The organism is Gemmatimonadota bacterium, from assembly GCA_040388535.1.
Classification (GTDB): Bacteria; Gemmatimonadota; Gemmatimonadetes; order Gemmatimonadales; family GWC2-71-9; genus Palsa-1233.
In genome coordinates this window covers 823,943-835,755 of the sequence record JAZKBR010000002.1, presented here as the reverse complement: position 1 = coordinate 835,755, position 11,813 = coordinate 823,943, and the positions used below count along the sequence as shown (strand labels likewise).

The following is an 11,813-nucleotide window of genomic DNA, read 5'->3' as shown; positions in this document are numbered from 1 at the left end:
GGGTCTCAGGCCGACTTGATCTCGGTCCACAGCCGATCCCATTGATCGGTTGCCGGGCCGAGGTCGCGCTGGTATTCGAGGCGTGCGAGCTGCGCCGGATCGGGGGGCGCCACCGGATGACGCATGAGTGGAATCGCGGCTCCGTTGACGGGGCCACCGCCGGTCTGCTCGGCGATCTCGGCGGCCACTTCAGGGCGCAGGAGATAGTCGAGAAAGGCGTGCGCGGCCCGTCGATGCGGCGCATCCCGGGGAATGGCGAGGGTGTCGAGATAGATCTCGCTTCCTTCTGCCGGGATAACATACTGCACTCGCGGCTCCTCCAACTGGGCCTGGCGCGCATCAGGGGAGAAGAGCTGTGCCACCTGCACATCGCCACTCACGAGTTGTCCCTTGACCGGTGCCGAAATGTAGGCGCGGAGGTGTGGCTTCACGGCAATCGCGTCGCGCTTGGCCGCCGTCAGCTCGGACCCGTCCGTGCTGTTGATCGATCGGCCACGCCATTTGAGCATCGTTCCGATCACTTCGCGTCCGTCGTCCAGCATCGTCATCTTCCCGGCCAGTGAGGCATCGGCAAAGACACCCCAGGTCGTGAGTGACGCGGCGACGAGATCTTCGCGGTAGGCGATGCCGGTGGTTCCCCACTGATAGGGCATGGCATAGCGCCCGCCGCGATCGGACGGAGCATCGAGAAAGGCGGGAAGCAGGTTATGCCATCGACTCAGCACGGCGTGATCGAGCGGCGCGAGCAACCCGCCTTCCGCGAGCACCGGGACGAGATACGATGTCGGCCCAACGAGGTCATACCCATCGCCGCCGGCAACCAGCTTGGCGACCATCTCCTCGTTGCTCTCGAAGGTGTCGTAGCTCACACGCACCCGGAATTCGCGTTCGAAGCGGGCGATCGTCTCGGCCGCGATGTAGTCCGACCAGTTGAAGATCCGCAACTCGCCCTCGAGCGGGCCCGCGGCCGAGAGTGGCTGTTCGTTGGGGGGTGGCGCCTTCCGCCTGGTGATGCAGGCAGCAAGCATTGATGCGGTCGCGGCGGACAAACCCATCCGCAGGAAATCTCGTCGCATCATACCCGTACGCGCGGCGCGTGCGCCGCGCGGATCTTCGGCAACCTCGAACCCCTGCACGTCCTTCACGGCGAATTCGTGTGCCGCTCAAGGGCGGCACCACCAGGGGCTCCTCGCGTCACACCGAGCGCCTTCTGCGCGAGGAGCAGCAGCAGAGTGGTCACGACCACCAGAATCGCCGAGAGCGCATTCACAGACGGCTCCACGGTGCGGCGTACCATGCCGTAGACCAGCAGCGGCAAGGTGCTGGTGCCTGGGCCAGCGGTGAAAAAGGTGATGACGAAATCGTCGAACGAAAGCGTGAAGGCCAGCAACGCTGCCCCAACGATTCCCGGCATCAGGAGTGGCACGGTGACGCGACGAAAGGTGGTGAGCTCATCGGCACCGAGCGTGAGAGCCGCCTCTTCGAGCGTTTCGTCCATGCCACGCAGCCGCGCGAGCACCACAAGGATCGTGAAGGGCAGCGCAAACGCGGTGTGCGCGACGATGAGCGAGAGGTATCCCAGCGGCAGCCCGAAAGCCCCGAAGAGAATCAGCAGCGAAATGCCGGCAATGACTTCAGGGGTCACGATCGAGAGGGCGAGCGACCCTTCGAGCCACGCGGCACGGCGCAGGCGCCCGCGGGCGAGCGCGAGTGCGGCGAGGGTCCCGAACGCGGTAGCGAGAAGGGTTGCCGAGAGTCCGACGACGAGCGAAGTCCGCAGCGCGATCAGCAGGTCCGCCCGCTCGAGCAGCCGCTGGTACCAGACGAACGAGAATCCGTCCCAGCGAGCGCCACTCCGCGAGGCATTGAAGCTCCAGAGCACGAGGAGCAGCAGCGGCACGTGAACGGAGAGGTAGCCGATAGCGGCAATGGCCGGTATCAGTCGGCGCCTCACGATGCCACCTCGTCGCCCCGGCTACGCGCGCGCAGCACCATGCCAAGCAAGACGAAGCTCAGCAGCAGGAACGACAGCGCCGAACCGAAGGGCCAGTTGCGCGAGGTGGTGAACTGGTTCTGGATCAGGTTGCCGATGAGCATCACCTTGGCCCCACCCAGCAGGTCGCTGGTGAGGAACGATCCCAGCGCGGGGATGAACACCAGCAGCGACCCCGCCACCACGCCGGGCAGCGAGAGCGGCCAGGTGACTCGCCAGAATCGGCGCCAGCTGCGTGCGCCAAGTGCCTCGGCGGCCTCAAGCAGCGCCGGATCCTGCTTCTCGAGCGATCCGTAGATCGGCAACACCATGAACGGGATGTAGCCGGTGACGAGCCCGAACAGCACGGCACCTGGCGTGTAGAGCAGCTGCAGTGGCGCGCTGATCAGGCCGAGCCCCATCAGTGCCTGATTGACGAGGCCGGTATCACGCAGCAGGAAGATCGTCGCGTAGGTCCGCACCAGGAACGAGGTCCAGAACGGCAGCACCACCAGGAAGAGCAACAGCGCCCGCCAGCGTGTGGCCCGGGCGATGACCAGCGCCATCGGATAGCTCACCGCCAGCGCCAGCAGCGTGGCGACCAGCGAGAGGAGCACACTGCGCCCGAGGATCTGCAGGTACAGCGGCTCCCAGAGCCGGGAGATGTGCGCCGTCGTCCAGCCGCCGTAGACGCCACCGAGAATGTGCCGCGGGCGGAAGGCATAACTCGCCATGATGCCGAGGGGGACTGCGAAGAAGATCGCGAGCCAGAGAGCTGCCGGGAGGAGCAGGAATCCGGCGCCGAGCGCAGGACGCCGGTGCATCGTGGCGAGGATTCGTCGCCGGATGCCCTTCATCCCTCGAGCACCTGCGCATCGTGCGGTGCCCACACCACCCGCACCGGATCGCCTGTTCGCCAGGCCAGGGGATTCGCGAGGACACCTTCGTTGCGCAGGGCGACCCGCACCGTGCTGCCATCGCGCAAGGACACGAGGACGTGGAGCGTCTCACCAAGAAAGATGATTTCGCGCACCGCGCCAGCGAATGCATTGCCTGACACCTCACGACCATCATCACGATGCAGCGCAAGCCATTCCGGTCGAACGGCGACGCGCACCGCGTTGCCTGCCGCCATCCCGCTCGTGACCGGTATCTGCCACCGGTTGCCATCGCTGCCAGCCACCTCGGCGACACCATCAACGACCTGCACCACCGTCCCCGCAAAGAAATTCGCCTCGCCGATGAACGACGCGACGAACTCCGTGCGAGGGGTCTCGTAGATCGCCTCCGGCGTGCCGACCTGGACGACCCGTCCTTCGTGCATCACCGCGATCCGGTCGCTCATCGCGAGCGCTTCTTCCTGGTCGTGCGTCACCAGAATGAAGGTGATGCCGAGCGTGCGGTTCAGCTCCTTGAGTTCGAGTTGCATCTGCTTGCGCAGTTGCAGATCAAGGGCGCCGAGCGGCTCGTCGAGCAGCAGGATCGGCGGCTCGAGCACCAGGGCGCGGGCGAGCGCAACCCGCTGCCGCTGGCCACCGGAGAGTTCGCTCGGTCTGCGTGTGGCATAGACGGCCGGATCGAGCCGGACCAGCTCGAGAGCGCGGTTGACGCGCGTGGTGATCTCGTGCCTCGGGACGCGTCGCTCCTCGAGGCCGAACGCGACGTTCGCGGCCACCCGGAGATGCGGGAAGAGGGCGTAATTCTGGAAGACCATCCCGATCGGGCGCTGGTAGGGGCGGCGCCCGGTCATCTCCTCGCCCAGCATCCGGAGGATGCCGCCCTCGGGTTGCTCGAAGCCGGCGATGAGCCGCAGCGTGGTGGTCTTGCCGCACCCGGAAGGGCCGAGGAGCGAGAAGAACTCGCCCTGCGCGACCTCGAACGAGACGCGGTCGACCGCCGTGACGTCGCCGAAGCGACGGGATACCTGTTCGAGAGAGAGGACGGGAGGCGCAGTCACAGAATGAGAAGCTACCGTGCCCCTACCCCCGGCGCACCCACCCCGGCACGTTTCCCTGATGCAGGAAGCCATGCCGCTCGCCGTCGGCTCCGAACTCGCCGACGTGATCTTCCAGGCCACGATCACTGCCGGTCTTGCCGCCTTCGCGCTGGTCCTCTATCGCCGCGTGCGCGAACGATGGCTCGCGTGGTGGGTCGCCGCGTGGGGGTTCTACCTCATCCGCCTCGGCGCCATCATGGCGTTCCTCGCCACGGGGAATCTCACCTGGCTCTTCTGGCACCAGGTCATCACTGGCTGGGTGGCACTCACGATTCTCTGGGCCGCACTGGTCTTCTCGCGGGGCACGCCGTGGCGGAATCGCTACGCCGGGTTCGCACTGGTGCCGCTGGTCGGTGCGTGGCTCGCCGTCAATTCGCTCGATCAGTTCATGGTGGTCGCGATTCCGATGGTGGCGCTCATCTCGGGGGCGACGCTCTGGACGTCGTGGGTCTTCTGGCGCTACGGGCGAACGGCAAACTCGGGTGGCGCAAAGTTCGTCGCGCTCGCCTTTCTCCTCTGGGGACTCCACCACCTCGACTACCCCTTCCTCCGCGCGCGCGGGGCGTGGACGCCGTGGGGCTACTACCTCGACATCCTCTTCGAGCTCTCCGTCGGTGTGGGTTTCGGACTGATGGTGCTCTCCGATTTTGCCGCCAGGCTTGCGGGGCGCACTGACGATCTCGCCCGACTCTCCGGCCTGATGGTCCGGCAGCACGAGGCCGAACGGCGACGGCTCTCGCGCGACCTCCACGACGAGACAGCGCAGACCCTCTCGGCCGTGAAGCTCGAGGTCGGCATGCTGCGCGAGAGCGGCGGTGAAGTCGCCCACGAACGACTCGACCAGATCCTTCACCTCGTCGACAACGGCATCCGCGGGATCCGCCGTGTGATGAACGATCTCCGCCCTGCCCTGCTCGACGACCTCGGCCTGCTGCCGGCGATCCGGTCACTGGCCGAGGATGTACGCGAACGCGGGCCGCTCCAGGTCGAGACCGACCTCCCCGAAGAGGCGCCGTTGTTGACGCACGATGCGGAACTCGCGCTCTTCCGCGCGGCACAGGAAGCGCTCGCCAACACGGTCCGACACTCGGGCGCAACGCGCGTCACCCTCCGTATTCGTGCGGACCGCACGATGGTGACGCTCTCGGTGAAGGACGATGGTCGCGGCTTCCCTCCCGGCCGCGATCTCGCCACCTTCGAGCGTGAGGGACATCTGGGGCTCGCGGGGATGCGCGAGCGGATGGTCGGCCTCGGTGGTACCGTGCGGGTCGAATCCACGAATGGCGTGCATGTCGTGGTGACCCTGCCAGTCGAATTTCAGGAGCAGTCAACATGAACACCCAGGTGATCCGGGTTGCCGTCGTCGATGATCATGCCGTGGTGCGCGAAGGAATTCGCCGCGTACTCGAAGGCGAGCCGGGCGTGACCGTTGTCGGCGAGGGAAAGAACGCCGAAGAGGCGCTGACCCTGGTCGCCAACACGACGGTCGATGTGCTGGTGATGGATGTGGCGATGCCGGGACGTACCGGGCTCTCGGTGGCTGCCGAACTTCACCGTCGCAACAGCAGCACCCGGGTGCTGATGCTCTCGATGTATGATCAGCCGGAGTATGTGCTCGAGAGCGTGAAGGCCGGCGCGCGCGGCTATTTGCTCAAGGACTCTGCGCCGGCCGAACTCCGCCGCGCCGTGCGCACCGTGTTCGGGGGTGAGAGCTACTTCCCTCCGGCGGTCGCGGCCCGGCTCACGGCGGCGATGCGCGCCGATTCGGCGCCGCCTTCACCGCTCACGCTGCTCACTCCGCGCGAACGCGATGTGCTTGTCGGCATCACGCGTGGCGACACCAACAAGCAGATCGCCTCGCAGCTTGGCATCTCCCACCGCACCGTGGAGACCCATCGCGAGTCGCTGATGGACAAGCTCGGCATCCGCACCGTGGCCGGGCTCACCAAGCTGGCCATGGAAGAAGGGTTGCACGGGGAGCGCAGCTGATGCGGTCACGTGCCATTCACTCGTTCGCCCTCGCTGCCGCCGCCAGTGCAACCGCGATCGCCGCCCTCCCCGCCCAGACCCGGCCTACGCTCGTGCTCGACAAGGGTGCCGTGGAGTATCAGGAAAGCTTCTCGAAGGTTTCCCAGGTCATCGAGCTGCGCGATGGCCGCGTCTTGCTGCTCGACAGCGGCGAAGGCGATCTGCTCGTTGTAGACCTGACCCGGAAGAGCTCTGCCAAGGTGTCGCGACAGGGCGCTGGCCCGCTCGAATACCGGTCGCCCGGCATCCTGCTCGGGAGCGTGGCCGACACGCTGCTCTATCTCGACATGATGCAGGGGCGCTTCCTGCTGCTGTCGTCCACCGCGACCCCGCTCGGAACGGCACGCTTCGGCAGCGCGGAGACCGGAGCGAATCTTTCGGGCATAATGCCCACGGCGATGGATTCGCGTGGCCGCGTTTATGGTGCCACCACCGGATTCTCGATGGCGACAGGCGGGGCGAACCGCGCGATGCCGAACATCGCCGATACGGTCGAGATCCAGCGCCTTGACCGAAAAACCGGCAAGACCGCCACGCTCACGCGCATTCGCAACGTCACGTCACAGATGAAGCCGAAGATCGAGCCGGACGGTGCCGGGATGAAGCTCACGATGACCGCGCCAGATGGTCAGGCCATGGATGCCTGGACGGTGCTCCCCGATGGGCGGGTCGCCGTGTTGCGTGACGGCGTGTACCGGGTGCATTTGGTGGCTGATGGCGGGAAGGAGGTACTAGGGCCGGTGATTCCGTATGTCGCCGTGCCGATCACCGCCACCGAACGGAAGGCCATCGTCGATTCGATGCGAGCCGCGACGGACCGAATGATGACGGCGTCACGAAAGGCATTCAGCGCAGCCGCAGGAGCAAGCGGCAAGGCACCGCCGAAGTTCGAGGCGGTCGTGCTGGAGCCGGCGAAATGGGCCACGGCGAAGGCGGCATATACTGGTATTACCAGTTCGCCCGACGGCCTGCTTTGGGTCTCGCTCTCCAGTCCGACCGGATCGCGTACCCAGCGCTTCGACGTACTCAGCGGCGCCGGAGCGCTCCTCGCCCACGTGCAACTCGCGTCGGGCGAGTCACTCGTGGGCTGGGGTCGCGGCACGATCTATACGATGCGGATGGATGAGGATGACCTGCAGTACCTGCGGCGCTACACCCTCCCTGCCATGAAGTAGGCGCGCGACGCGCCTACTTGCCGCCGTAGACGATTTCGCCCGCGATGATCGTCATCACGTTCTTCGTGGTGAGGATCTGCGCTTCGGGGATCGTCATGATGTCATGATCGAGCACGGTGAAGTCGGCCGCCTTCCCCACCACGATCGATCCGTGACGATCCTCTTCGAACGCCGCGAACGCGGGGAACCAGGTGAACATCTTGAGCGCCTGTGCCCGGGTGACCTTCTCCTCGGGATGCCACCCTGGCCCCGACTTGCCATCGAGTGACTTGCGCGACACTGCCGCGTAGAACTCGATCATCGGCTCACCGCGTTCGACCGGCGCATCGGAACCACCCGCAACCGGCACTCCCATCTTGAAGAAGGTCTCCCAGGCATACGCCCCCTTGATCCGCTCCATCCCGATCCGGCTCGGCACGAAGAAGAGGTCGCCGATCGCGTGCGAGGGCTGCATTGAGGCGATGAGGCCGAGCTGCTTGAAGCGCGGCAGGTCGGCGGGAGTCACGATCTGGGAGTGCTCGATGCGCCAGCGCGGCTCCTTCACCAGCCGCTGCGCTGCTGGCACCGCAGCGAGGGCCCCGGCGTAGAGATCGAGCGTGATGTGATTGCCGCGATCACCGATCGCGTGGGTCTCGACCTGGATCCCGGCGCGCAATGCACGTGCGAGCATTCCCTTCACCGCCACGGTGTCGGTGGTGATCAGGCCGCTGGTGTGCGGATCGTCGCTGTAGGGTGCCAGCATCGCGGCGCCGCGCGAGCCGAGGGCGCCGTCCATCACCACCTTGATGTCGCGGACGGTGAGGTGGTCCGCAAACTCGGGCTTGCCGGGACCCTGCGCGATGAGCTTCTCGGCGTCGGGGCTCGGTCCGCTGATCGCCTTGTAGATCCGGACCTTGATGCGCCCCTCACGATAGAGCTTCCGCATCCGCTCGACTTCGGCCCAGGTGCCGTGGGCGTCCTGCACCTGCGTCCAGCCGAGCGAGGTCTCGCGCTCCGAGGCGAGTTCGAGGGCGCGTTCGAGGTCGTTCTCGGTGGTGGCCGGCACGAAGCGTCGGACCATTCCCTGCGCTGCATCGATCAGCATTCCCGTGGGCTGGCCATCGCCATCGAGATTGATGGCACCACCTGCCGGCGCGGTGCTGGTCGCGCCGATCCCGGCAATCTTCAGTGCCGCGCTGTTCGCAATCGAGGCGTGCCCGTCAGCGCGCGTCAGCACCACCGGATTGTTCGGCGCGATCTGGTCGAGGTCGTGGCGAGTCGGGAAGACCGGCGGCGTCCAGAATGTCTCGATCCAGCCGCGACCGGTGACCCACTCGCCTGGCCTGGCGCGCTTCACCGCGGCTTCGACCTTGTCGAGGAAGGCGCTCTTGGTGCTGGTCCCCTCGAGATTCAGCGTCATCTCGCGCTGACCGATGCCGGTGAAGTGCGCGTGCGCATCCACCAGCCCGGGATACACAAAGCGACCCTTGAGATCGAGTGTCCTCGTGGCGGGCCCGACAAACCGTGCCACCGCCGCATCGGTTCCGACGAAGACGATCTTGCCGTCCTTGACCGCGACGGCCTGTGCCATCGGTCGCGCGACATCCACGGTGTAGACGGTGGTGTTCCGCAGCACCAGATCGGCGGCTTGGGCGGCGAGCGGCAGCGGGAGGAGGAGGAGCAAGGAGCGTCGCAGCATGGGGTACCTGCAGAGAGACTAGAGATGAGAGACTAGAGACTAGAGAACAGTGGTGTCGCAGCCAAGTGGAAAAATATACCGGCAACACACCCTCTAGTCTCTAGTCTCTAGTCTCTAGTCTCTAGTCTCTAGTCGCTAGTCTCTCATCTCAAGTCTCTGCGCTTCACGCAGCAGGGCGGTGTTTCGGCGTCCTCGCGAGCGACGCGTTGATGGCAATCAGGTCGACGTACTCCGGATCGAATTCCTCGGGCAGCCAGGAGCGCAGCTCGGCCGATCTCGGGTCGAGCGGCTCGGCGAGCGAGGCGAGCATCTCGCGATACTCGGTGGCGCCATCGCAATCATCTGGTGGAGCGGCACGTCCGCCGGCGAGGCAGGTCGGCAGGCGCTGCCCGACCATCCGCGGGGAGACCAGTTCGAGAATGATCCGGTCGTGCCACGGTTCGCCGTGATGTTCGGCGATGTGAAAGGCGACCGCGCCAGGGTGCAGCTCGAGCATTTCGAGCGAGATCTCGTCGGCTTCGTGTCCGGGCTGCGGATCGTCCATCGGATCGTGATACCGGACGCCGTCGACGTCGAAGGCATAGGCGCCGTCGGCCGCGCGCCCCATCGCCCGCTGGATTACCCCGTGCAGCTCCTGCAGCGAAGCGCGACCCGAGACAGCCACCCGTCGCCAGACGACGGGCAGGATGCCATCGAGTTCGATCCGGAATTGCAGCACATCGCCATCACCGAATCGAATCCGGTGCCGCGCCGGCGCGCCCACTCAGGAGCCCTTCTTGAAAAAGAACTGGTAGAGCGCGGTATGGTCCGGGTCCTCGCAGTTCGCCTCCCATCGTCCGTCCTTGTTGGGGGGAGCAAACCGGCAGGCGAGCCCGCCATCGACGACGCCGAGGACGATCTCGAACCCGGACTTGTAGGCACGCTGATCGACCATTGGCAGCTGGTTGTCGCCCTTGTCGCCGGGCTGCGACATATGCACCAGGGTCGAGTCGCCCCGCTTTTCCACGATGAGTTTGAGCGGAATGATCTGGGACGATCCGGCGGGCGTAGCGCCCGCCGAATAGGTCCCTGGCTCCGGATACTGCGCGAGCAGTGGGAGCGGTGCGACAAGAGCAGCGAGGAGAAGCGCGGCGACACGCATGGCACACTCCCGGGTCGAGGCGGCAGACTCCCTAAGGTATCACCCCTTGGGGCCGCGGTCCACGAGGTGTGATTCCACGAACCAGAGCCATTGGTCGGTCCCGCGGGTAATCTCGGTGAGCATGTCCTGGCTCACGGCGTCGTGGAGGTCGTCCATCTCCTCGATCCCCATGCGCGTCGAGCGAGCGAACGACGAAAGCGAATCGGAAAGCGCCGCGGCGTGCTCGTCCCCGGAGGTGAGTACCAACGGGTAATCAATCAGGTCCGAACGCGCGGCCACGATCCGCACCGTGCCTTCGGCGATCCCGCCGAGCTGCACGATCCGTTCGGCGATTTCGTCGATGTATTCCTCAACTGACTCGTTGATCTCATCGAAGAGCTTGTGCAGGGCGATGAAGTCGCGCCCCTTCACATTCCAGTGGGCCTGCTTGCATTGCGTCTGCAACTCGATGCATTCGGCGAGACGCTGGTTGAGGAGGGCGACGACCTCCGAGCGCGTGGCCGACGGCAGGTCGTTCTTGGTGGGATAGAGCAGTGGCGTCGCCGCTTCGGCGGACGCGGTACGCCGGGCCGGGGCCTTCTTGCCGGCAGGAACTTTCTTGCGATTGGTAGCCATCGGGTACTCCGCAACCTGGGGTGAGTGTGGCTGACGGGACGGGCGAGCGCCCGTTCTTTGCACACCCCACCGGTCAGATTGCCGGTTCCGTGACGCGCGGGGTCAGGGGCCGCAGCGCAGCATCCCTTCCGGCCAGCCCAGCGGGGCCGCGTCACCAATACCAAAGGTGCATGCCAGCGTCGAGCGAAGGTCGAAAACGACGGCCGCCCACCCCGCCGCGGTCGACCGGAGAATCCTGAATCTGACATCGGCTGGAAGCTTCAGCTGCAGCGAATCGGCAGTCGAGACGTAGTGGCCGACGTCGGAGTAGGCCATCTCAGCAGCCGTCATCGCGCTTCGCATCACGCCCTTGAGCTCGGCGAGTCGGGGCCCGGTGGCAGCGGGGAGCGTGTCCTTCACTCCCTCGCACCGCGCCCTGCTGCCAACGGCGCGGGGCGAGTTCACCCGAAGGACCACAACGCGCTCGACATCGTCGCGGTCCTTGAGGCGGCCAACGACAAAGCCGTCGGTGACCTGAAAGAGTTCCAGGCCCGCAGGAAGCTGAACGGATGCCACCGGCCGCCCGGCGGGCGAGTAGACGGACCAGACCGGCGAGGTATCGAGCCGCACCCAGAATCGACCTGCGCCATCGGGCAAGGCTTCTCGCAATGCTGGCGGCGGCACGGCCACAAGCGCATCGAGCAGCTCGACCGCGCAGTGATTGAGGGCATTCGGCAGGTCGCGAACCAGCGTCCGGCGATAGAGGGCGACCTGTGCCGGCGCCGTGCCCGGCCCGGCCTTCGATTCCTGCAGCAGCTTGCCACTGACCAGAAATTCGGACCAGCGCATGCTGCCCTGATCGAAGAGCACCACCGTGTCGCCCCGCACCGAGAGGATGTCGATGCGCCCCTGGAACTCACCCGGTCCACCGCCGCTCCGTCCGATCCGGGAGAGAAACTTCCCCTGAGCGTTGTAGACCCGCAGTTCGTGCGGTTTGCCATTGGAAACCAGCACTCGACCATCGGAAAGGCGTCTCGCGCCACCTACGCGAAGGAGCTCTTGCCGCTCGTCATCGCTGGCGTCACCAATACTGGTCACCGGCGTGGCCATCACTGGCCAACGAGGAGGGGCCTGCCCATGCACTGACATGGGAACGGCAGCCACGATCAGCACGGCAATCAGGGTGCGACCCTTCATCAATGACCTCGACTGAGCGGGGGACCCCACAG

At 65.9% G+C, this 11,813-nt stretch carries 12 protein-coding genes; 3 read left to right on the top strand and 9 right to left on the bottom strand.

Features of this window, described 5'->3' with window-relative positions; genetic code table 11:
• Nucleotides 1–5 precede the first annotated feature (5 nt).
• The 4 genes from V4558_07225 to V4558_07210 are packed head-to-tail and all read right to left on the bottom strand — an operon-like array spanning nucleotide 6 to nucleotide 3,929.
• Nucleotides 6–1,145 carry a spermidine/putrescine ABC transporter substrate-binding protein gene (locus V4558_07225; GenBank protein MES2305281.1) on the bottom strand — a complete coding sequence of 380 codons (1,140 nt, stop codon included), beginning with the start codon at nucleotides 1,143–1,145 and terminating at the stop codon, nucleotides 6–8.
• A complete protein-coding gene (locus V4558_07220; protein ID MES2305280.1) occupies nucleotides 1,142–1,954 on the bottom strand; it encodes an ABC transporter permease in 813 nt (270 codons plus the stop codon). Before V4558_07220 ends, V4558_07225 begins: the two co-directional genes overlap by 4 nt.
• Complete coding sequence (locus V4558_07215; protein MES2305279.1) at nucleotides 1,951–2,829, bottom strand: ABC transporter permease; 879 nt, start codon at nucleotides 2,827–2,829, stop codon at nucleotides 1,951–1,953. The genes V4558_07220 and V4558_07215 overlap by 4 nt, the downstream gene beginning before the upstream one ends.
• Nucleotides 2,826–3,929, bottom strand: coding sequence for an ABC transporter ATP-binding protein (locus V4558_07210; GenBank protein MES2305278.1), 1,104 nt, complete (start codon nucleotides 3,927–3,929; stop codon nucleotides 2,826–2,828). Before V4558_07210 ends, V4558_07215 begins: the two co-directional genes overlap by 4 nt.
• A 58-nt stretch (nucleotides 3,930–3,987) precedes the next feature.
• On the opposite strand from V4558_07210, the gene V4558_07205 reads away from it, so the two are divergent.
• Genes V4558_07205 through V4558_07195 form a run of 3 tightly spaced genes read left to right on the top strand, consistent with a single transcriptional unit; the run spans nucleotide 3,988 to nucleotide 7,171 of the window.
• Entirely contained in the window at nucleotides 3,988–5,304 is a 1,317-nt protein-coding gene (locus tag V4558_07205) for a sensor histidine kinase (GenBank protein ID MES2305277.1), read from the top strand.
• Nucleotides 5,301–5,957 carry a response regulator transcription factor gene (locus V4558_07200; GenBank protein ID MES2305276.1) on the top strand — a complete coding sequence of 219 codons (657 nt, stop codon included), beginning with the start codon at nucleotides 5,301–5,303 and terminating at the stop codon, nucleotides 5,955–5,957. Before V4558_07205 ends, V4558_07200 begins: the two co-directional genes overlap by 4 nt.
• Nucleotides 5,957–7,171, top strand: a complete 1,215-nt coding sequence (locus V4558_07195) for a hypothetical protein (GenBank protein ID MES2305275.1) — start codon at nucleotides 5,957–5,959, stop codon at nucleotides 7,169–7,171. The genes V4558_07200 and V4558_07195 overlap by 1 nt, the downstream gene beginning before the upstream one ends.
• Nucleotides 7,172–7,184: 13 nt before the next feature.
• Here V4558_07195 and V4558_07190 read toward each other — a convergent pair whose 3' ends face one another.
• The 5 genes from V4558_07190 to V4558_07170 form a co-directional block, all read right to left on the bottom strand.
• On the bottom strand, nucleotides 7,185–8,849 hold the full coding sequence (locus V4558_07190) for an amidohydrolase (GenBank protein ID MES2305274.1): 1,665 nt from the start codon (nucleotides 8,847–8,849) through the stop codon (nucleotides 7,185–7,187).
• A gap of 163 nt (nucleotides 8,850–9,012) precedes the next feature.
• On the bottom strand, nucleotides 9,013–9,612 hold the full coding sequence (locus tag V4558_07185) for a plasmid pRiA4b ORF-3 family protein (GenBank protein MES2305273.1): 600 nt from the start codon (nucleotides 9,610–9,612) through the stop codon (nucleotides 9,013–9,015).
• On the bottom strand, nucleotides 9,613–9,990 hold the full coding sequence (locus V4558_07180) for a hypothetical protein (GenBank protein ID MES2305272.1): 378 nt from the start codon (nucleotides 9,988–9,990) through the stop codon (nucleotides 9,613–9,615).
• 39 nt (nucleotides 9,991–10,029) lie between these two features.
• The gene (dps, locus tag V4558_07175; protein ID MES2305271.1) at nucleotides 10,030–10,605 is read right to left on the bottom strand and encodes a DNA starvation/stationary phase protection protein Dps; all 576 of its coding nucleotides are present in this window, start codon (nucleotides 10,603–10,605) and stop codon (nucleotides 10,030–10,032) included.
• Between the two features lie 102 nt (nucleotides 10,606–10,707).
• Nucleotides 10,708–11,781, bottom strand: coding sequence for a hypothetical protein (locus V4558_07170; GenBank protein ID MES2305270.1), 1,074 nt, complete (start codon nucleotides 11,779–11,781; stop codon nucleotides 10,708–10,710).
• Nucleotides 11,782–11,813 lie beyond the last annotated feature (32 nt).

What these genes read in the sequence shown, in the direction of transcription:
- V4558_07215 (MES2305279.1), bottom strand. Translation starts at nt 2,829, where the DNA reads ATGAAGGGCATCCGGCGACGAATCCTCGCCACGATGCACCGGCGTCCT.
- V4558_07205 (MES2305277.1), top strand. Translation starts at nt 3,988, where the DNA reads ATGCAGGAAGCCATGCCGCTCGCCGTCGGCTCCGAACTCGCCGACGTG.
- V4558_07200 (MES2305276.1), top strand. Translation starts at nt 5,301, where the DNA reads ATGAACACCCAGGTGATCCGGGTTGCCGTCGTCGATGATCATGCCGTG.
- V4558_07195 (MES2305275.1), top strand. Translation starts at nt 5,957, where the DNA reads ATGCGGTCACGTGCCATTCACTCGTTCGCCCTCGCTGCCGCCGCCAGT.
- V4558_07190 (MES2305274.1), bottom strand. Translation starts at nt 8,849, where the DNA reads ATGCTGCGACGCTCCTTGCTCCTCCTCCTCCCGCTGCCGCTCGCCGCC.
- V4558_07180 (MES2305272.1), bottom strand. Translation starts at nt 9,990, where the DNA reads ATGCGTGTCGCCGCGCTTCTCCTCGCTGCTCTTGTCGCACCGCTCCCA.
- dps (MES2305271.1), bottom strand. Translation starts at nt 10,605, where the DNA reads ATGGCTACCAATCGCAAGAAAGTTCCTGCCGGCAAGAAGGCCCCGGCC.
- V4558_07170 (MES2305270.1), bottom strand. Translation starts at nt 11,781, where the DNA reads ATGAAGGGTCGCACCCTGATTGCCGTGCTGATCGTGGCTGCCGTTCCC.